The sequence below is a fragment of the Bacillus sp. C28GYM-DRY-1 genome (assembly GCF_030519405.1).
In the GTDB taxonomy this organism is placed as follows: domain Bacteria; phylum Bacillota; class Bacilli; order Bacillales; family Bacillaceae; genus Bacillus; species Bacillus spizizenii_A.
The window spans coordinates 1-21,847 of sequence record NZ_JAUMKF010000012.1 but is presented as its reverse complement, the minus strand read 5'-3'; the positions used below and the strand labels follow the sequence as shown (position 1 = coordinate 21,847).

13 protein-coding genes and 3 pseudogenes are annotated in these 21,847 nt (G+C 45.1%); 7 read left to right on the top strand and 9 right to left on the bottom strand.

Features of this window, described 5'->3' with window-relative positions; translation table 11 throughout:
* Window positions 1-5: 5 nt before the first annotated feature.
* Window positions 6-10,769, bottom strand: coding sequence for a surfactin non-ribosomal peptide synthetase SrfAA (gene srfAA, locus Q3W56_RS12915; protein ID WP_302895759.1), 10,764 nt, complete (start codon window positions 10,767-10,769; stop codon window positions 6-8).
* Window positions 10,770-11,331: 562 nt separating this feature from the next.
* A complete protein-coding gene (gene hxlR / locus Q3W56_RS12910) occupies window positions 11,332-11,694 on the bottom strand; it encodes a transcriptional activator HxlR (protein WP_302895758.1) in 363 nt (120 codons plus the stop codon).
* 227 nt (window positions 11,695-11,921) lie between these two features.
* Here hxlR and hxlA point away from each other — a divergent pair, with 227 nt between their 5' ends.
* The 5 genes and pseudogenes from hxlA (at window position 11,922) to Q3W56_RS12885 (ending at window position 15,956) form a co-directional block, all read left to right on the top strand.
* The gene (gene hxlA / locus Q3W56_RS12905; protein ID WP_019713282.1) at window positions 11,922-12,554 is read left to right on the top strand and encodes a 3-hexulose-6-phosphate synthase; all 633 of its coding nucleotides are present in this window, start codon (window positions 11,922-11,924) and stop codon (window positions 12,552-12,554) included.
* A 4-nt stretch (window positions 12,555-12,558) separates the two neighbouring features.
* Window positions 12,559-13,116 (top strand): 6-phospho-3-hexuloisomerase, encoded by a 558-nt coding sequence (gene hxlB, locus Q3W56_RS12900; protein ID WP_019713281.1) that lies wholly within the window; start codon window positions 12,559-12,561, stop codon window positions 13,114-13,116.
* A gap of 161 nt (window positions 13,117-13,277) precedes the next feature.
* A pseudogene (tlpC, locus tag Q3W56_RS12895) lies at window positions 13,278-14,909 on the top strand (methyl-accepting chemotaxis protein TlpC).
* A 176-nt stretch (window positions 14,910-15,085) separates the two neighbouring features.
* Window positions 15,086-15,535, top strand: coding sequence for a DNA-entry nuclease (gene nucA / locus Q3W56_RS12890; protein ID WP_302895757.1), 450 nt, complete (start codon window positions 15,086-15,088; stop codon window positions 15,533-15,535).
* A gap of 22 nt (window positions 15,536-15,557) precedes the next feature.
* Window positions 15,558-15,956 (top strand): competence protein ComJ, encoded by a 399-nt coding sequence (locus Q3W56_RS12885; protein WP_302895756.1) that lies wholly within the window; start codon window positions 15,558-15,560, stop codon window positions 15,954-15,956.
* A gap of 36 nt (window positions 15,957-15,992) precedes the next feature.
* Here Q3W56_RS12885 and Q3W56_RS12880 read toward each other — a convergent pair.
* The 7 genes and pseudogenes from Q3W56_RS12880 to Q3W56_RS12850 form a co-directional block, all read right to left on the bottom strand.
* Window positions 15,993-16,096: pseudogene (locus tag Q3W56_RS12880) on the bottom strand (family 1 glycosylhydrolase); the annotation flags it as partial.
* Between the two features lie 132 nt (window positions 16,097-16,228).
* Window positions 16,229-16,954, bottom strand: coding sequence for an AAA family ATPase (locus Q3W56_RS12875; protein WP_302895755.1), 726 nt, complete (start codon window positions 16,952-16,954; stop codon window positions 16,229-16,231).
* Between the two features lie 19 nt (window positions 16,955-16,973).
* On the bottom strand, window positions 16,974-17,315 hold the full coding sequence (locus Q3W56_RS12870) for a DUF3147 family protein (RefSeq protein WP_302895754.1): 342 nt from the start codon (window positions 17,313-17,315) through the stop codon (window positions 16,974-16,976).
* On the bottom strand, window positions 17,303-17,719 hold the full coding sequence (locus Q3W56_RS12865) for a MarR family winged helix-turn-helix transcriptional regulator (protein ID WP_483298527.1): 417 nt from the start codon (window positions 17,717-17,719) through the stop codon (window positions 17,303-17,305). Before Q3W56_RS12865 ends, Q3W56_RS12870 begins: the two co-directional genes overlap by 13 nt.
* A gap of 135 nt (window positions 17,720-17,854) precedes the next feature.
* On the bottom strand, window positions 17,855-18,187 hold the full coding sequence (locus tag Q3W56_RS12860; protein ID WP_302895752.1) for a YckD family protein: 333 nt from the start codon (window positions 18,185-18,187) through the stop codon (window positions 17,855-17,857).
* 195 nt (window positions 18,188-18,382) lie between these two features.
* On the bottom strand, window positions 18,383-19,735 hold the full coding sequence (locus Q3W56_RS12855) for an IS1182 family transposase (protein ID WP_302895751.1): 1,353 nt from the start codon (window positions 19,733-19,735) through the stop codon (window positions 18,383-18,385).
* Between the two features lie 110 nt (window positions 19,736-19,845).
* Window positions 19,846-19,956 (bottom strand): annotated as a pseudogene (locus tag Q3W56_RS12850) (RDD family protein); the annotation flags it as partial.
* A 178-nt stretch (window positions 19,957-20,134) separates the two neighbouring features.
* Here Q3W56_RS12850 and Q3W56_RS12845 point away from each other — a divergent pair.
* Window positions 20,135-20,998, top strand: coding sequence for a transporter substrate-binding domain-containing protein (locus Q3W56_RS12845; RefSeq protein WP_268400864.1), 864 nt, complete (start codon window positions 20,135-20,137; stop codon window positions 20,996-20,998).
* A gap of 9 nt (window positions 20,999-21,007) precedes the next feature.
* The gene (locus Q3W56_RS12840; RefSeq protein ID WP_302895749.1) at window positions 21,008-21,688 is read left to right on the top strand and encodes an amino acid ABC transporter permease; all 681 of its coding nucleotides are present in this window, start codon (window positions 21,008-21,010) and stop codon (window positions 21,686-21,688) included.
* The last annotated feature ends 159 nt before the right edge of the window (window positions 21,689-21,847 follow it).

Below are 21,847 nucleotides of genomic sequence, written 5' to 3'. Positions count from 1 at the left end.
CTCTATTAGAAAATTTCCATTAATTTATCCAGTTCATCCAGCGTCAAATCGTCGTCGCCAAGGTCACTCGGCGTCAGTTCCGTTCCATCTTGAGATAGGCAATGTTCAATGATTCTGAGAAGATGGGCTTTAAAGCTGTCGCTGAATGTCTTTATCGTTTTTTCATGAAATTCAAGAGAATGATAGGCCATTGACATCGTCAGTTTCCCGTTTTCAATGTATCCGACAACATCGAGCGCGTTCGGCTTTTCTGTTTCCGGGCTTAACGACTGTCCTGACGGCAGCTCTGATCTCTTGAACAAGCCTGCATCCGACATGTCATCGAACTGTCCTAAGTAGTTAAAGCTGACATCCGGCTGAATCGAGAACGCCACATCTTCTTTATGTTCCGGCGCCGTCAAATAGCGGAGAATGCCGTAACCGACTCCCTTATTCGGTACATGTCTGATATCTTCTTTCATTTGCTTCAGCTGGTAGCCCAGATCATCAGCATGCTTCATATCGAGTACCATCGGGTACATACTCGTAAACCAGCCGACTGTCCGGGAAATGGTCAGGTCTTCTATAATTTCTTCACGTCCATGCCCCTCTAAATGAACACTTACTCGATCCTGACCTGTCCAGTCCTTCATCGCCAATCCGAATGCCGTCAGCAAAATATCATTCATTTCTGTGTGATATGCCTCATGCACCTTTGTGGTGAGCTGTTCTGTCTCTTCAGCAGTCAGCGAAAATTCGATTGTCCTTGTATGTTTCATTCGCTGATCACTAGATTCACGATCCTTCGGAAGCTTTGCCGCGACAATCTGTTCTTCAAGCTTTCTCCAATACTCTTTTTCTTTCAAAAAGGCTTTGGAGTTCGCGAAGTCTAGTAATCTCTCTGCATACTCCGCAAATGAATGTGTTTTCTGCGGGAGAACCGGTTCATTGCTTTGTTCAAGCTGTGTATATACCGCGGCGAAATCCTCCAGTAAAATCCGCCATGACACGCCGTCAACCACTAAGTGGTGAATGGCAAGAAGCAAGTGGTCTCCGTCTTCCGCTTGGAACAAGCCTGCTTTTAATAAGCCGCCTTCCTGCAAATCAATGCTGCTTTGCAGCCGTTCCGCTTCTCTCTCTATGCGGTCTTCATGATCTTTCGCTTGACCCTCGATTTGGATGATCTCCAATTGAGCTGAAGCATCTTCAAGTCCTCTGTTGTATTGAACGACCTCTTTCGTCCCCTCACGGTAAACCATGCGGAGTGCGTCATGATGTTCGATCAGCGCCTGCAATGTTTTCTCCACCCGTTCAGGATCAAAGCCCTTCGCGGCGTGAAGCATCACTGATTGGTTCCAGTGGTGCTTGTTCGTGAAATTCTTTTCAAAGAACCAGCGCTGAATCGGCGTCAGAATGACCTCGCCCTCCACTGGGCCTTGGTCTGCCTGTTTGCCTTCGGCACGCTCCACGTATTGGGTCAGCTCTTCGATCGTCGGGTGCTGGAAGAGATCTTTCATTTCCAGCTTCCAGCCGTGCTGGTTCAAGCGGCTCGCCATCTGGATTCCTTTGATGGAATCTCCGCCGAGCGAGAAGAAATTGTCACTGACACCGACTTCAGAAATACCGAGCACGTCCTGCCAAATGCCGGCAAGCAGCTCTTCCATGTCGGTGGACGGCGCTTTGTATTCTCCGCTCCCCGCTTCGATGTCCGGCTCAGGCAAGGCTTTACGGTCAACCTTTCCGTTTGCCGTAACCGGAAGTTCGTCCAGCGTCACCCAGAACGCCGGGATCATATAGTCCGGCAGAGTTTCTTTCAATGAAGACTTTAACGCTTCTATGTCAGCTGTTTCCGGTGTGACATACGCCGCGATTGCTGTTTGGCCGCCTTTATCTTTGACAGCTGTCACCGCCGCATCCTGCACCTCAGAAAGCTGGGCGAGCTGCACTTCGATTTCCGAGAGCTCGATCCGATAACCGCGAACCTTGACCTGCTGGTCAATCCGGCCGATGTATTCGATGCCGCCGTTCACCCACTTCACCAAATCGCCGGTGCGGTACATGCGTTCACCCGGCACAAACGGATCAGCGATAAACCGCTTCGCGGTTTCGTCTTCTTTATTCAGATAGCCTCGCGCCAGTCCGCGTCCCGCCACGCAAAGCTCTCCGGCCACGCCTTCCGGCTGAACCTGATTGCCCTCGCCGAGAATGTATACTCTCGTATTGGCGATCGCCCGCCCGATGGAAAGCGAGCCTTCCTCCGGATTGATTTCTGTGCTTGTCGCAACGACCGTATTTTCAGTCGGCCCGTAGTTGTTGACGAGCCTGTATGGCTGTTTCACGGCACGCTTCAGCTTGTCTCCGCCTGTCAGCAATACGCGGAGTGACGTATTCTCTAGCTCCATAAACTGTTCCGCCAGCTGCGTCGGCAGGAAGGTGATCGTCACCCCGTTCGTTTCGAAATAATCGTTCAAGCGGATGATATCAAGGCGGATCGCTTCATCAATAACGTGAAGCTCGGCGCCGATCGTCCAGGTCGGGAACATCTCCCAAATGGAAGCGTCGAATCCGAAGCCCGCGTACTTCGCGCTGCGGTCCTCCGCTGTCATATTGAACGCGTCGTGATGCCAGAAACACAGGTTCACAAGCGCATGGTGCTCAACCATGACACCCTTCGGCTGTCCGGTTGTCCCAGACGTGTAAATCATATAAGCAAGGTGATCCGCGGTAGTGTCGGTCTGCGGATTTTCCTCATCATTTTCATCAAGCGGCAAACTCAGGATTGTGCGGTTGCCGTCGAGAAGAATGACCTCGCCCGTATAGCTGTCCGGCACTGCGATGCCTTCCTGTTTCAAGAGAAGTCTCGCACCGCTGTCCTGTAGGATATAGTCAATCCGCTGTACCGGATAGTCAGGATCAATCGGCACAAACGCCGCTCCCGCCTTTAAGACGCCGAGCACCGCGGCAGCCATTTCCAGCGATGGCTTCGTGAGAACGCCGACGCGCTCATCCGCGCTGATGCCGCAGTCGATCAGAATCCGGGCAAGACGGTTCGCCTTGGCGTTCAGCTCGCCGTACGTCCATGACTGGCCGTTGTATGTAACAGCCGGGCGGTCTTTGTAGCGCTGAGCTGTTTCTTCAAATAGCTCATGAACGGTTTTGTCTGTCGGCACAGGCAGCGTTTTGCCCTTCCATGCCTCCAGAAGCGCTTGTTTTTCTGGTTCAGTGACGAGTGACAGGCTGGAAAGCGGCTGGTTCGCATTTCCGGTAACTGCAACTAGGAATTGCACCCAGTATTGCTTCCATCGTTCAATTGTTTCAGGTTTAAACAGCGCAGTATTGTATTCAAGTACGAACGTAAGCCCTCCGTCCGTTTCGTCAGCCGTCAGCGTGATATCAAACTTAGCCGTTTTATGTTCAAAAGGATGCTGCTCCAGCTGAATTCCTTTCATCATTAGATCCTTGATGTTCGCATTTTGCATCGAAAATACAGCATCGAATAACGGATTTCTGCTCGTGTCACGCTGAACCTGTACGTTTCCGATCAGGTCCTCAAGCGGATAATCCTGCGCATCAAAAGCATTGAGCGCGGTTTCTTTCACTTCGCTAAGATAGTCAGCAAATGTTTTTTCACCTTTTGGATACGTGCGCAGCGCCAACGTATTGACGAACATTCCGATGACGCGGCTGACGTCCGCTTGGGATCGTCCGGCTACCGGTGAACCGACGATGATATCGTCTTGCCCACTCAGTTTCGATAAAAACGCACTGTATGAAGCCAGAAGCACCATGTACAGTGTGGAATCCGTTTCTTTTGCAAGTCTGCGCAGAGCTTCAGCTTTGCCTGCTTCTAATGAAAAGGCAATACGGTCCCCTTCAAATGTTTGAACGGCAGGCCGGCTATAGTCAGTCGGTAGCGTCAGCACCGGCAGCTCTCCGTCCAGCTCCTTCAGCCAATGCTCCTCTTGTTTCTTGTAGTGTTCAGACTGAATAAACTGCTGCTGCCACACGGCATAATCCTTATATTGAATGCGGAGCGGCTCAAGGGTTTCTCCGTCGTACAGCTTCGAAAGTTCCTCAATCAGCACACCAACAGACGCACCATCAGAAATAATATGATGCATATCGAACAGCAGCACATGCTCAGTGTCTGAATGCTTGATCAGGCCCATTCTGAACAGCGGGAGCCGATCGATTTTGAAAGGCTTGATAAACTCAGAAACGATCCGCTCTGTCTCTTCTTCTGCGGCTTCGAAATATGCCATCTCACACTCAGCTTCTTCCCAGATCCGCTGCACAGTTTCTCCATCTTTTATTTCAAACGTGGTTCTAAAGGCTTCATGACGCTGCATTAACTGCTGCATGACGCTGTTAAGCCTTTTAACATCAAGCTCACCTGTAAGGCGCAGAACCGCTGGCATGTTATAGCTCGTTTGCGCTCCTTCAAGCTGCTGGAGCACATACATCCGTTTTTGCGGTGAGGAAACCGGATACGTATCTTGTTTCTTTGCCGGGCTGATACTGATGGCTGTCCCTTTTTCAGAGGAGGCAATTACCTGTGCTAAGCCCTCAACCGTAGGTGACTGGAAGAGATCTTTAAGTGACAGCTCAACACCCAGTTCCTGATGAACTAAGGCAAGCATCTTCATACCAGCTAATGAATGTCCGCCGATGTCAAAAAAGTGATCATAAACGCCAACCTGTTGAACCTGAAGCACCTGCGCCCAAATGTCTGCGAGTTTTTGTTCCGTTTCATTGCGAGGCGCAACATATGAAACACCTCTTGAGACGCTGGCATCAGGAAGCGGCAGCGCTCTCCTGTCGATTTTTCCGTTCCCGGTCAGCGGCAGCTCGTCCATTTGAATAAACACTGCGGGAATCATGTAAGCCGGCAGATCCTTTGCCGCATGTTCTCTCAGCTCTTGAGATGAGATTTCTCCCGCTCCAACAAAGTACGCGCAGAGCAGCTTGTCACCCGCTCCTTGATCAACAGCAAGCACGATAGTCTCCTGCACGCGGTCATGAGTTTGCAGCTGATGTTCGATTTCTCCAAGCTCGATGCGCTGTCCGCGGATTTTCACCTGGTGGTCGATCCGCCCGATAAATTCGATGTCGCCATTCGGCAGCCATCTGGCGAGGTCACCCGTTTTATACATGCGTTCGCCGGACGTAAACGGATGCGGAACGAACTTCTCTTCAGTCAGTTCTGGACGGTTGTAATAGCCTTTCACCAGTCCTTCGCCGCTCACGCAAAGCTCCCCGGCAATCCCGGCAGGCTGCACGTGTCCCGCCCGGTCAAGGATATATACTTCCGTATTGCTGACCGGTTTTCCAATCGGAACAGTCAGTGTGTCCTCCTCCAATTCATCTACCGGATAATACGTTGCGAAAACCGTGCTTTCAGACGGCCCATACATGTGAAGGAGCTTGCCTTTTCCAACCGTTTGCAAAGCTTTTCTGACATGTTCAACCGAAGCCCGCTCCCCGCCGAACATAATCTTGCGCAGCGTTGACAAGCACGCCGGATTCAAGTCCACAAGCAGGTGGAATAAAGCAGTTGTAATCATTAGAATGCTGATGTTCTCCCGCTCAATAACACGAGACAGGCGAGCCATATCCAAAACGGTTTCTTTCGGTATCAGTACAAGCTTGGCACCGTTTAACAAAGAACCGAACATATCAAACATAAACGCGTCAAACACGTAATTGGAAAGGCCGAGAATCGTGTCCTGTTCCGTAATGCTGAGATAATTCGTTTCCTTCACCGTACGCAGAATATTGGCATGTGTCACGATATTTCCCTTTGGTGTTCCTGTCGTTCCGGAAGTATACGTCAGGTTGGCCATCGCCGAAGACTCAAGAGGCAGTGCGAGATTTTGCGCATCAGCATGATAGCTTTCTTCCTCATCTGCAAGCACGATAACGCCTTCGAACTCTGCTTCCTCTGCTAAAGCCTTTAATTTTTTCTGAGTGAGAAGCAATTTCGCTCCACTGTCACGGAAGAAATGCTGCATCCGCTGAATCGGATGTTCCGGATCAATCGGAACATACGCCGATCCAGCTTTTAAAACGGCGAGGATCGACACAATCATGTCCATTGACCGCTCGCACAAGACAGCAGCTGTTCTGCCTTCACCTGCCCCGAGAGAAAGAATGCCGCGCGCTAAACGATTGGCACGTTCATTCAACTCACGATAGGTAAGTGACTTGCCTTCATATTGAAGCGCCGCATGGTCTGGCGTCTTCGCCGCTTGTTCTTCAAACAGCTGAACAATCGTTTTTTCTTTCGGATAAGGTGTTCTGCCCGGGTTAAACTGCTGAATTTGCGAAGCAGCCTCCTCTTCAGAAAGAAGCTTGTAATCAGAAATCTGTTTCTCAGGCTCAGCCGCAGCATCTTCAAGCAAACGCGCAAAATGGTTGAGCAGCCTGTCAGCCGTGCTTTGCTTAAACAGCTTCGTGCTGTAGTCCAAATCAAGCTCAATGCCTTCATCGGTTTCTCTCGCCTGCATTGTCAAATCAAACTTTGCAATCTTGAAGTTGGTCTCATGAACAGACAAGACCAGATCACCGACAGCAGGAATACCCTCTGTCGCATTTTGAAGACTGAACATCGTGTCAAACAGCGGGTGTCTGCTTACATCACGAGGGATATTCAAATCTTCAACAAGCCATTCAAACGGATAGTCCTGATGAGAAAAGGCATCCAGCACATGTTTGCGGACACGCGAAATCAATTGGGTAAACGTCTCGTCCTGCTTCACTTCACTGCGAATCGCGAGTGTATTAACGAACATCCCCACAATCCCCTCTGTATCGGAGTGGTTTCTGCCCGCTGACGGCGTTCCGACAATGATGTCATCCTGTCCCGTATACTTTGACAAAAGCGTATAGTAAGCGGACAGCATCACCATATACAGCGTGGCGCCATTTTGTTCAGCCACACGATTTAAGCGATCCTTTAATCCCACATCCAGCTTGATTGACACCCGATCCCCTTCAAAATTTTGAACAGGCGGTCTCGGATAATCAGACAAGAGCTGAAGCACCGGAAGCTCTCCCGCAAAGACTTCCTTCCAATACGCCCGGTCCTTCTGGTACCCTTCAGCAGCCTGGCCGCCTTGCCACACAGCGTAATCCTTATACTGAAGACGAAGCTCAGGAAGCTGTTCGCCTTTGTATATCCGTGCTAACTCCTCCAAAATAATGCCGATGGACACACCGTCAGAAATCAAATGATGCATGTCAAACAGAAGCATATGGCGGTTCTCTTCAAGCTTCATCAAGCCGATTCTGAACAGCGGTGCTTTTTCCAAATCAAATCTCCGAACGAATGAAGTCATAATTGCCTCATCTGAGCGGCCGCGTCTTTCAATCATCTCGATACTGAAATCGACGCTGTCATGAATGTTCTGTCTCGGCGTGCTGTTTTCAAGAATAAATGACGTTCTCAAAGACTCATGTCGGCGGATTAACCCTTGAAATGCGTGCTCCAGCTTTTGGAACTCTAAAGGCCCTTCCAAAATCGCAGCAGCCGGCATGTTGTATCCAACCCCCGCATCCTCAAACTGGCTGACGATATATGTTCGCTGCTGTGCCAAAGAAAGCGGGTAATGCTCCTGTTTTTCAGCAGGTTCAATCGCAGCAAATTCCCGGTTTTCTCTGTGTTTGGCTTTCTCTGCAAGTGCCGCAATCGTCGGATTCTCAAACAAGTATTGAAGCGAAATGTCAGCGCCTGTTTCCTTATGAATTTTTGTTAAAAGCGTCATAGCCTTTAATGAATGACCGCCCGTTTCAAAGAAATTGTCAAAGATCCCCGCCTTCTCAACATTCAGTACGTCCTGCCAAATGGATGCGATTGCTTTTTCCGTATCATTGCGCGGCGCCGTATAGGCTGTTCCGCTTACCGCCTTCAACTCTAGTGCAAACAGCTTCCGGCGGTCCACTTTACCGCTAGGCGTGAGCGGGATTTCTGTCACTTCTGTGTAGTAAGTCGGGACCATGTAGTCAGGAAGCTTCTTAGCCGCATGCTCCCGCAGGCTGGCCGGGGCAAAATTACTGCCAGACTTCTGTACAACATATGCGCAAACCTCAAGATTTCCCTGTTCGTCGGGACGAGCCAAAACAACGGCTTTCTCAACGTCCGGCGCCTGCTGAATCACAGTTTCAATTTCACCCAGCTCAATCCGATAGCCGCGGACTTTGACCTGGTCATCTTCTCTTCCTAAATATTCAATTGTTCCGTCTGAAAGCCAGCGAACCACATCTCCCGTCCGGTACATCCGATCGCCTGGCACGAATGGATCTTGTGAAAACTTTTCAGCCGTCAAATCAGGCAGATGCAAATAGCCGCGGCCAACACCATCGCCAGCGATATAAAGCTCGCCCGCCACGCCTTCAGGCTGCAACTGGCCTTTTTGGTCTAAAATATATAAACGGTTATTTCCCAACGCTTTCCCGATCGGCACATACGCTGAATGACCAGCACTCTCCGGAATAACCGGATGGACGGAAGCGTCGACACACGTTTCAGTCGGACCATAAACATTGGTTAAACGCGGTACTGTCCCTGCTTCTTTAAACTTCTTCATTAGCTTGTCCACAACAACAGAAGAGAGGGCCTCTCCTCCGATCAGCATATGCTTCAGCTTGATGCCGTCGAGATCGCCCGCCGCTATTAGCATCTGCAGATGGGCAGGTGTCCCGTCCGTCGCCTCAATAGAGTACCTGCGATAATACGAAGCAAGGGCCGATCCGTTCGTCACTGTTTTCTTCGGCACGATATAAAGGGTTTGTCCCAAAAGAAGAGAAGCAAAGATCTGCTGTACTGACGCATCGAAGTGGAACGGCGCAAGCAATGCCATCCGCAGTGTTTGATTTCCACTTTGGTAAATCGTGTGCTGCAAAGATTCAACCAAGTGATGAACCTGGCGATGCTCGATCATCACACCTTTCGGACGCCCGGTTGTTCCCGATGTGTAAATAATGTAGGCAAGGTTCCGTGCGTTCACATCTACATTCAGGCTTTCGTCTGGACCTTCGGCAATCGCCTGATCAAAATCAATCAGCTCAGCATCAGCTGCAGGAGCTGCAACCTTCGATTCAGTTAGAATGAAGTCCGCGCCGCAGTCCTCCAAAATATATTGAATGCGCTCCGCCGGAAAAGCAGGATCAATCGGCACATAGGCTCCGCCGGCTTTTAAAATCCCCATGATAGACGTAATCATCCGTTCAGAGCGTTCAAGCAGAACCGCAACAGGACTGTCCGGGCCAACCCCTTTCTGTTTCAGCACATTGGCGATGCGTGCAGATTGTTCATGTAACGTTCGATAGGACAATGTGCGATCTTCAAATACAACCGCTGGATGATCAGAAAGCAGCTCAGCCTGTTCTTGGAACAGCTCTGGAATCGTCATATCCTTACGATAGCTGACTGATTCACCGCTGGCCCTCGCAAGCAGCTTCTCTTTCTCCGCTTCAGAAATCAGCGTTAATTCATCAATTGCATCATCTGGATGAGATAATGCACTCTCCAGCATCGTCATCATGCGTTCACAAATCATTTTGATTTCTTCACGTGAAAATAAATCAGTGCGGTAATCAAAATCAATGGTGAGTTTCCCTGTATCCCATCGATCCTTTACATGAATCGAGATATCATTTAACCCGCTGCCGCTGAAAATCGGCTCAGTCAAAAAGGAAAGATCCTTTTCTTTCTCCCACTGCATCACTTGATATTCAAGAGAAATCGTAAACAGCTGCGTCAGAGAGCTCTTTGTTTCACGCAAATCGTTGATTAGAAGGTTATACGGATACTTTTGGTGACGCAGCGTCTTCATGAGATCCTTCATACGGTCTTTGACAAAATCTAAAAACGACTGACCGCCGTCCACGTTTGTCCGAAGCGGAACTGTCGAAACAAACATGCCAAGCATCTGCTTCTCTTTCGCATTTGTCCGGTTGCCCATAAAGGTTCCCGTCACGACATCATTTTGGCCGCTGACTCTGTACAAATAAGCGGCAAGCAACGATTGAAACACCGAAAGAACACTAACCTTGTTTGACTCACAAAACGATAGGATCTGCTGATGAAGCGCTTCAGGCACATCTTTAGAGAACCTCTCAGCATCTAAACTTCCTCCTGCGGAAGCATCTCGTTTCAGGGAAACAAGCTCAGGCACTAATTCGAATTGCTTGTTCCAAAACGCCTTGTCCTTTTCAAACCGCTTTGATTGAGCATAGTCCTGTTCAGATAAAACATGATCGATAAATGAATGCGAGATGCCTTCTTTTGTTTCTGAGCCGCCGGCTAATTCTAAATAAATATGCATAATCGCATTTCCGAGAATATTCATAGAGATTCCATCAGAAATCACGTGATGGACATTTGCGTAAAACCACACTTCATTTTCCTTTATGGTGAACACGGAAAAACGAAACAAATCACAATCGTAAAGCGGTAAAGGTTTTTTCGTTTCCTCCCGGCTCCATTGTGAAATAGACTCCTTCGCATTCGGATCTCCAGTGGTATCAGTATGTTTTATATCAACAGGCCGATACTCGCTTATATATTGAACAGGCTCCCCGTTTTCATCGAGCTGCAAACGAAGGCGCATGGCGTCATTTCTGCGGATAAACTCTTGAATCGCTTGCTCAACAAGCACCCAGTCAACCTTGTCAGTTGAAACCAGCTTACCAATCCCCGCAAGATTCGAAATACTTGTGTGAGGATAAAATTTTTCTGTATACCAAATTCGTTTTTGTGCATTCGTTAAAGGATAAAAAGTTATTTCCATATTGTCATACCTCCCCTAATCTTCAATAACTAGTGAACATGTGCAGCGTGTTTTCCCTTTCTTATCCATACAAGCTTTTAAACCTTATGAACTAACAGATGAAAAAGCCAAAAGTACTACACATAAAAAGCAGTGCATTCAAACAAACAAAACCATTCTGCCGCTATCAAAACCGGCTGCCATCATCATCATTGCGGTGTTTCACACAAACGGATAAAACCGCAATATCCCTTATCCCAAATTTGGCTATTTATTCATTGTTTTCTGTATATTTTTACATTACTACACTACCGTTCACTTTAAATGAAAAAAATGTTTTTATCACCGAAAAATGGGTGAAAAGTTTCATGCGGGATACCGAAAGATTCCACTTTATACACTGGGATATTTTTGCGGGATACCGCAACAATTTCCACTAAATATTTTTTACAGAAAAATAAAAATTTTACAACTTGTCCATCTTATTAAATCCCCTTATTGTTGAAAATCATTTACATGACATCTATTTACCGCACAAAAACCGAAAAACAAGCAAAAAAAAGACACCCTTGCGAAGAGCGCCTTACAACGATTCCTTTATGACGTTTTTGTCAATATCAATCAGTTCCATATAGCCTTTCCCCCACTCATACATAGCATCAAGAATCGGCATGAGGCTTTCTCCATGCTGGGTCAAGGAATATTCAACCTTCGGCGGGACAACCGGATACACTTCCCTGTGAACAATCATATCCTGTTCAAGCTCTCTCAGCTGATTCACGAGGATCTTCTGCGTAATATCAGGGATCAACGTTTTTAATTCATTGAACCGTTTTGTGCCTTCTTTTCCTAAATGCCACAAAATGAGCATTTTCCATTTACCGCCGATCACTGCAAGCGTTAATTCCTTCTCACAATTAAACCTTTTGTCGTCCATCCGGCTCAAAAGAATCCCCCCCTTCGTATACTTTTGTATGTTAGATACGTATCATTATTTACTTACTTTTGCATACTCCTTTTTATTATACTCACTCATAAAACCAAGCGAAAGAAATCTGATTCCCTCTCCTCACAGTATCCTCCAAGTAACTATTTGACTTCAAAGTGCCTACTTCTCATCAAAAGAGGGAAGCTATAGAATGAAAAATAATTCAAAAAAGGAGTGGATCAACAATGGAATTACAGCTAGCATTAGACCTCGTGAACATCCCCGAAGCCATCGAGCTCGTCAAAGAAGTTGAACAATATATCGACGTGGTTGAAATCGGAACACCGGTTGTCATTAATGAAGGACTCAGAGCCGTTAAAGAAATAAAAGAAACATTTCCGCAATTGAAGGTTCTAGCAGACCTGAAAATTATGGACGCCGGCGGATACGAAATCATGAAAGCATCAGAAGCGGGCGCTGACATCATCACCGTTTTAGGCGCTACAGACGACGCAACGATTAAAGGCGCAGTAGAAGAAGCCAAAAAACAGAAGAAGAAAATCTTAGTTGATATGATTAACGTGAAAGATATTGAATCCCGTGCGAAAGAAATTGACGCACTCGGTGTTGACTACATCTGCGTCCACACAGGATATGATCTTCAAGCAGAGGGCAAAAACTCTTTTGAAGAATTAACGACAATCAAAAATGCCGTAAAAAACGCAAAAACGGCTATTGCGGGGGGCATCAAACTTGATACTCTTCCTGAAGTGATCAAACAAAAGCCTGACCTTGTCATAGTTGGGGGCGGGATTACAAGCGCAGCCGATAAAGCAGAAACGGCTTCAAAAATGAAACAGCTGATTGCCCAAGGATAACGGTATGAAAACGACTGAATACGTAACGGAAATTCTCAATGAGTTACACCGTTCAGCGGCTTTTATTTCTGATGAAGAAGCTGATCAGCTTGCCGATCACATTCTCTCATCCAACCAAATTTTCACTGCGGGTGCGGGTCGGTCTGGCCTGATGGCAAAATCCTTCGCGATGCGATTGATGCACATGGGCTTCAACGCTCATATTGTTGGTGAGATTCTCACTCCGCCGCTCAGAGCAGGAGATCTCGTTATCATCGGCTCAGGATCAGGCGAGACAAAGAGCCTGATCCACACAGCAGTAAAAGCAAATAGCTTAGACGGGGTTGTTGCCGCTTTAACCATCAATCCAGAATCTAGCATCGGAAAACAGGCAGATCTCATCGTCAAAATGCCCGGTTCTCCTAAAGACCAGTCAAACGGAAGCTATAAAACCATACAGCCAATGGGATCATTATTTGAACAAACTTTGCTGCTGTTTTATGATGCAGTCATTTTAAAACTCATGGAGAAACAAGGGCTCGATTCTGATACCATGTTCACCCAACACGCAAATCTTGAATAGTGTCACACAACCGGCCTGAACATCAGGCCGGTTTTATTATTTCTAAAATAAAACTTTAGACTTAAAAATCCGATAAGTAATATGACCTTAAGCTAGGAACAAAAATTCTCTGCCTCGTTCTCGTAATTGTTCTTTTGTTTTCGCTATCAACCGGCACTGTGATGCTTAAGGAAATTACAGACAGCATGAAACAAATGGCGACTGAAAAAGCGAAAGGCGATCTGGCTTTAAGCAGTGCTTATATTGTGATGCCATTTCAGGGGAGTGGCAGATAAAGAACAATAAGCTTTATAAAGGTCAAACACAAATCAACGAAAATGAGGATATCGTTGATCTGCTTGGCGAAAAAACAGGTGACCAGGTGATACCGTTACGATTTTCCAAGGAGATACTCGTGTAGCAACCAATGTCATGAAGAATGACGAAAGAGCTGTTGGCACTCAGGCTTCTCCAGAAATTACCGACACCGTTTTAAAGAAGGGAAAAACATTCAACGGACAAGCAGACGTGGCGGGCTCTTCTTACCAGACGGCATACATGCCTTTAAAGGATCAAAATGGGAATATCATCGGCATGCTGTATACCGGAGCCAATCAAAGCATTTTAGCATCACTTACGCAATCACTTTTCACTCATTCGCTATCGTTCTTGTTATCGTCATTATTGCATCAGTCATCCTTGTCCTGCTTTTCACAAGAAGAATTAATAAGCGGCTGAACGCTTTAAAATGCGCCTTTGAAAGTGCCGGAAACGGAGATATGACAAAAGAGGTGTCAGACAAATCCGGTGACGAGCTACCAGAACTGAGCGTCTATTACAATAAGATGAGAATGAAACTGAACGATACCATCCAAACCGTACAGCAATCAGCCCTTCAGCTTGCGTCTGCCTCTCAGCAGCTCTCAGCCGGAGCAGAGGAAACAAATCAAGCTTCAGAAAAGATTACAGAAGCTGTACAGCAGATTTCAAATGGAGCCCAGCATCAGATCACGCGAATTGAGACCAGTGAAAGTTCATTAAGACAAGCTTCAGCAGATATCCGGGTTATTTCTTCAAATACTGCTGCTATTGCCGACAAAGGGCAGCTTGCGCAATCCAAAGCCGCCATTGGCCAAAAGGAAATTTCTAATGTGCAGGCACAAATGGATGCAATTCACAATTCGATACAGAAAAGCGGGGAAATCATACACCAGCTGGACGGCCGCTCTAAACAAATTGAGCAAATTTTATCCGTCATCACCAAAATTGCCGATCAAACAAACCTGCTCGCGCTGAATGCAGCGATTGAAGCTGCCAGAGCCGGTGAGCAAGGCAAAGGTTTTGCTGTTGTTGCCGATGAAGTGCGTAAATTAGCGGAAGAATCTCAACAGTCTGCGGGACAGATTTCAAAACTGATCACAGAAATCCAAAAAGATATGAGCCAATCTGCAAGCTCTATTGCGCATGTGAAAGCGGAGGCTGCAGAAGGCGTCACGATGATCCAGCGCACTAGAGATGCATTTAAGGAAATTGCAGCTGCAACAGGTGAAATCAGCGCTGAGATTAGTGATTTATCAGCACCTGTATCAAACATTTCAACTACTGCACATAACATAAACGAATCCTTTCCAGCCAATACGGCTGATATTAAAAATGCTACAGAAAATACCCGGCAGGCGGCTACACTAACAGAAGAACAATTTGCTGCAATGGAAGAGATTACCGCAGCTTCTGAAACGCTGTCTCAATTAGCTGAGGAGCTTACCGGTATCATAAGCCAATTTAAAATGATTGATCAACCCAAAAACGGCTGATGACTTACTATTATTATTGTAAATTAGCAACGGTATTTTACTGAAAACAAATATTTCGACCTGCTAAAATTACGTTTTCAGCAATAAACTGATTGTAAAATTAAAAATTTTGACCTTTACACCAAACGCTTTCTGGATTACTCTTGGAGCAGTTTTAAAGTTGCTAAAAGCGGGAGGTGAACATCACGATGGACTTCATAAAAACGATACTTCTCGTCATCGTCGTCATAGCAGCTGCAGCTGTCGGCCTGATCAAGGGAGACTTTTTCTCAGATGATCAAAAAACGTCTCAAACTGAAGAATATGACGAAACAATCGCCCTCCCTTCTGACCGTTATCCCGAAACGGCCAAACATATTAAGGATGCGATAAATGAAGGGCACTCAGATGTGTGTACCATCGACAGAGACGGAGCTGAGGAACGCCGCGAGCAATCATTAAAAGACGTACCGCCAAAAACGGGGTATGACAGAGATGAATGGCCAATGGCCATGTGTAAAGAAGGCGGTGAGGGAGCTTCTGTAAGATACATTTCTCCTGCTGACAACCGCGGTGCAGGTTCTTGGGTCGGGCATCAGCTTACAGATTTTCCAGACGGCACAAAGGTTTTATTCACGATTCAGTAAACAATAGAGGAGGAACAGCACATTGATCAAATCATGGAAGCCGCAAGAACTGTCGATTTCATATCATCAATTTACTTTATTTCAAAAGGATTCAGCACCTCCTGTTATGGATTGGACTGACGAAGCGATCGAAAAAGGATTTGCTTCGGCGGATGGTGCGATTTCATTTGAAGCACAGAGAAATACAAAGGCCTTTATTCTTTTGCGCCTAAACAGTTCAGAAACTGTAAACTCCTACGAAAAGAAAGTGACTGTTCCTTTTCAAGTCACAGAAAACGGTATTGAAATTGAAAGCATTATGTCTAAAAGGCTGTCCTTTGATATTCCTAAAGGAGACTATCAATTGACATGCTGGACGGTGCCGGCTGAGATGTCAGATCTGCACGCCGACACTTATATTATTGATGCTGTTTCTGTGTAATGAAAAAGCCCTGAGAGCATGACTCTCAGGGACTCTTTATAAACTTTTTCCGTTCGTCTTGATTACATCCTGATACCAATAGAAGCTTTTTTTCTTCAAGCGTTTTAAATCATGTGTATTTCTTCATCGCGATTGACATATCTGTTAAGCTGGCTGAACGGCTACCAAAAAAGATACCAATTTGTATGGATGCTGATGGATCATAGTGTGTTATCACTCCAAAAATATTTGATAAACATAGGCTGTGAAACGCGTTTTATATCAACTCAATATCAATCTCGAAACAGCTCATTCAATATTTTTTCTCTGTGTCCAAGAAAATATCGTGTTAATTGAACATGTTCTGTTTCCTCATAATCTGTATGATGTATCCCACCATCAAAGCTTAAAATATTTGCATTGGGATAGCCCAGGAGGATCGGGGAGTGAGTCGCAATGATCATCTGCACATTTCCACCCTTCACCAAATCATGTATTAACCTCAAAAAAGCCAACTGCCTGGCTGGAGAAAGTGCCGCTTCTGGCTCATCTAAAAGATAAATCGCTTTTTCATTAAAACGATGACGGAACAGAGACATAAAGGATTCTCCATGTGATTGCTCGTGTAGCGGCCTCCCGCCATAAGAACGGTATGGCTGAGGAGCATCTAATTCCATCTCATCCAGATGAAGAGAAAGATGATAAAACGATTCAGCTCTTAAAAAGAAGCCATTTGTCACCTTTGGCAGCCAAGATAAACGTATGTAATCACCTAAATGAGAATCTGACTCCTGTAATTCATAAACATTATTTCGGCTTCCACCCGCTGTATTGAATTCACACTTATTTGCTATTGCTTCAAGCAGAGTGGATTTGCCAGATCCATTTTCTCCTACAAAAAAAGTCACTTGGCTAGTAAATATAACTTCATTTAATTGATTGATAGCCGGGATAGTAAAAGGAAAATTGTCAAAGTCCGCAATCTTATCACGAAGAAGAGTAACTTTTTTTAAAAACATAGCATCTCCTTTCTCTCACTCAGTTACACAATATATTGAGAAAAATTTTCTGCATCCATAAAAATACAGACCATCCTAGTATTCCGACGCATAAGGCTAACCAGAACGGCACATGAATTTTCAGCAAAAACGCCAAAATAGCGAGTAAACAAACTGTAGCAGGGATCCCTGTAAGCACACCTGTAGCAAATTGACTTAATTGAGCTGTTTTTTCCCCCTGTATTTGCATCCAAAAAAGGCTTAATAAACTGACCAAGGGTAAAGCCGCAATAATCCCCCCATAAGTTGGATATCTTTTTGATATTTCAGTAACAAAACCGATAATCAAAGCTGAGATGATCACTTTGCTTAAAAATGCCATTGTTTAGCTTCCTTACTTAAAAGTTCAAAGGCCTGTTCAAGTAATTCCTTTTCTGAAGTACTCATTCGTTTCATTATTTCCGCTAATTTCTCTTTATCTAGCTGTGTGTGCTGTTCAAGTACAGATCTTCCTTCTTGCGTTAAGAAAACGAAAACCTTCCGTTCATCTTGCTGACTTCGCCGTTTAGCTACTAATCCCTTTTGAATTAATCGTTTAGCATGCTCTGACGCAGTATTGTGAGAGACAGACAAGTATTCAGCCAAAGCCCCTATTGTGGCCTCGCCTTGCTTTTCAATGTGCTGCATAAGCCGTATTGCCTGGTGAGAGATATTGTCTTTATGTTTGTAATGTAATAAATAATAAATATCTGTCCATTGCTGATTTAGTTTAGCTATGTAATCCATTTCCACATGACACCCCTTTATATCTTATTATACGATATAACGGGCTATTGCGATATTAATTTCGAATGCACTCATTTATTACAGCAACTTTTTCACAATAAAAAAGCACCCAATTCTCATTGGATGCTTACTGTCTTAATGTCTTTTTTCAAATTTATGCTGATGAGGGTGAGGCTTCGGAACAAAGCCGTGTTGTTTCATCATTTCAAAGTGTTTGTCCATGTGATTTTTGATGTGTTCTCCTCTTTCTTTAGGCAGGACACCGTATTGCACATACTTTGAGATCACGTCTTTGCGCTTTTTTAGTATGTCTGCTTCCAGCTGTTCAATTTCTGTCTTTTGCTGATCTGTCAGTGTGACATGCGCGGGAGGCTGCTGCTGTTTTTCAGCGGCTTCAGCTATGCCGGTCAGAGAAATGACAGCTGCGGCTATGAACATTGTGATGATATTGATTGTCATTCGTTTCATCCAATTTATTCCTCCAATCCTATTTTTCATATGTTTTGCTGCATTTTATTTTTTATACATGCAAAAGAAAAAGAGCGAACCATTATTCGCTCAGCTTGTAGAGAAAACGATGTTTTTCTACAAGCTTTTTTTGTTTTACGCTGTTTTTTTGGATATTCAGCTGATTTCAAAAACAGAAAAAGAGCTCCCGCATACCTAGCTCCGCTTGGCTAGGTATGTGGCAATCTTCTTCATATTCTGGCATGCGGCTGTGAGGAGAACTTGTTCGCTCACATTCCGTTTTCCCCTCAACCTGCAATAGCGAAGCCCATGCAGCTGTTTTGAATCTGCAAAGCTTCGCTCTATTTTTTCTTTTCTTTTTTTATAGAGGGTTTTTCCTGAAACAGATAAGCGATTTTGTCTGACCTTTTCTTTGTGGTCCTCCCATACATGCCGGGTGATGACTTTCTGGCGGTTCTTTGATCTTGTGCATTGCGCAAGCAATGGACATGCGGAACAGGTTTCAGGATTTGATTTATATGACCGGTAGCCTTTTCGGTCAGTTGTTGAGTATGTAAGTACCTGCTGGTTCGGGCAAATGTAACGGTCTTGTTCACTGTCATAATGAAATTTCCATTTTGGAAACAAGCCTCTAGTGGGATGATATCGTCTATGGGCAATAACGCCAAAAATATGACGGTCAGATAATCCTTTACAAATGGGAGTCGTTAAATATCCGGAATCAAGAGCGACAGCTTCCACTTGAAAACCAAATCGTGCGATTTGGTGATCCAATCGGTCAAGGTAAGGCACAGAATCATGAACATTTCCGGGTGTGACATAGGCATCGGTGATAATGTTATGTTTCATATCCGTTGTACGGTGGTCTAAATAGAAAAAACCTTCGGGTTTGTTTTCGCGATAAAGATACCCACTTTCGGGATCAGTTGTACTGTGGCGAATCTCTTTTTCAGCTTTCACCTCCTCTTTGATTGTTAATGGCTTTTTTCCGTGCTCCTCCCGATCTTCTTGAATGGCTTCATTTAAATCTTTGATATAGTTTTGTGTGTCCTGTTCAATCGTTCTTCTTGTGTATTTATGCTTGTTGGCATTGGCTTTAAGGTGAGTTGAATCGGTGAATAGGACACGTCCGCCCACCATATCATGATTGATGGCCTGAAGAACGATCTCATCAAAAATATCTTGGAAAATCGTTGTATCTTTAAAGCGTGTGCGTCTGTTCCAGCTGATGGTGGAGTGGTGCGGAACTGGATCGTTTATGTTCAATCCGAGAAACCATCTGTACGCCATATTGTAGTAAATTTCTTTTTCAAGCTGTCTTTCTGAACGGATACCGTAGAGGTAGCCGATAAACATCATTTTGAATAAAATCAGCGGATCAAGTGAGGGGCGTCCTTTGTTTTCACTATAATAAGGTTTAACCTTTTCAATGATGAAAGAGAAGTCTATGTATTTATCAATTTTTCGAAGTAGGTGATCCTCTTCGACAAGTTGGTCGAGAAGAACAAATTCGGCTGCGTTTTGAGAAGAATTTCTTGTGTGGAACATGAGAAAGACACCGTCCTTTTGAAGTCTTTCTTTTATTTTATTACAGGAGAATGGATATTTTAAGGGAAAATAAAGGCTGTCGAGATTTTCTCGACAGCCTGAGCGAACCATTATTCGCTCTTTCTGATTGATTCGTCAGTATAAAGTTCTTCTTCACCCGGGGACGCGTAAGTGACATACGTTCCCGCGATAAAATCATGCAGTGTCCGTTTGTCTTCTCGGGTATGTCAGTGCATTCATCTTTTACAAATCCTTTATGATCACTCCATCCCTTCATAGCCTTAAACGCACACTATTTGTATACACAATTCGGACTTTTTGAAAACGTCATCAACATATTGCAACCCCTTATGTTCAGTGCTATCTTTTTAGTTGATTAACAGATTGGGGGAAACAAAGGTGAAATCATTCATGTCATCGAAAGCCGTTATATTCAGTTTCACAATGGCTTTCTTTCTTATATTGGCAGCCTGTTCCGGCAAAAATGAAGCCGATTCCAAGGATACAGGCTGGGAACAGATCAAAGACAAAGGGAAAATTGTTATTGCCACATCTGGCACGCTTTATCCCACTTCTTATCACGATACCGAATCAGGTTCTGATAAGCTGACGGGCTATGAGGTTGAAGTCGTTCGTGAAGCGGCAAAACGCCTGGGCCTGAAGATTGAGTTCAAGGAGATGGGCATTGACGGGATGCTGACAGCGGTGAACAGCGGCCAGGTTGACGCAGCCGCAAACGACATCGATGTGACAAAGGACCGCGAGAACAAGTTCGCGTTTTCCACTCCATATAAATATTCATACGGCACTGCAATCGTCCGAAAAGACGATTTATCAGGGATTAAAACGCTTAAGGATTTAAAAGGGAAAAAAGCCGCTGGTGCAGCTACGACAGTCTACATGGATGTAGCGAGAAAATATGGCGCTCAAGAAGTGATTTATGATAATGCGACCAATGAGCAGTATTTAAAAGATGTCGCCAACGGACGCACTGATGTCATTTTAAACGACTATTACCTGCAGACACTTGCGCTCGCAGCATTCTCGGATCTTAACATTACGATCCATCCTGACATTAAGTACATGCCGAACAAACAGGCGCTTGTCATGAAAAAAAGCAATGCAGCACTTCAGAAAAAGATGAACGAAACATTGAAGGAAATGAGCAAGGATGGCACTTTGACAAAGCTGTCGAAACAATTCTTCAATCAAGCAGATGTATCAAAGAAACTGGATGTCGACGTTCAAGACGTTGGTTTGTAATCGGACGCCATGATCAATAGCATTCAGTGGGAATATATTTTCAACACAAAGCTGGCCATTGAATCGTTTCCTTATGTCATAAAAGGCATTGGGTATACGCTGCTCATCTCTTTTGTGAGCATGTTTGCGGGAACGGTGATCGGCCTGTTCATATCACTCGCCAGAATGTCTCAGCTTGTCTTGTTAAGATGGCCGGCCAAGCTCTATATCTCTTTTATGCGGGGCGTTCCGATTTTGGTGATCTTGTTTATCCTTTATTTTGGATTTCCTTATATCGGCATTGAGTTTGCCGCTGTCACAGCCGCTTTAATTGGCTTTAGTCTTAACAGCGCTGCATACATTGCGGAAATTAACCGTTCAGCTATTTCATCCGTTGAAAAAGGACAGTGGGAAGCCGCATCCTCTCTCGGTCTTTCCTATTGGCAGACGATGAGGGGGATCATTTTACCGCAATCAATCCGTATTGCGCTGCCTCCGCTTGCCAATGTATTGCTCGACTTAATCAAAGCGTCCTCTCTCGCTGCAATGATTACAGTGCCGGAATTGCTCCAGCATGCGAAAATCATCGGCGGCAGAGAGTTTGATTACATGACTATGTATATTCTGACCGCTCTCATTTATTGGGCCATCTGCTCAGCAGCGGCAGCTTTTCAGAATATCCTTGAGAAAAAATACGCTCATTATGTTTAAACAAACGTTTCATTAAAAAAGCCGCTCCTCTGGGGACTGACCCCATAAGATGAGACAAATAAAAAACACCTTCAAGTTTGAAAACGGATGATTGTTATCCGAAATTAGACTTGGAGGTGTTTTTTCTATGAGGACAAGAGTGAGTTATTCGGTTGAAGT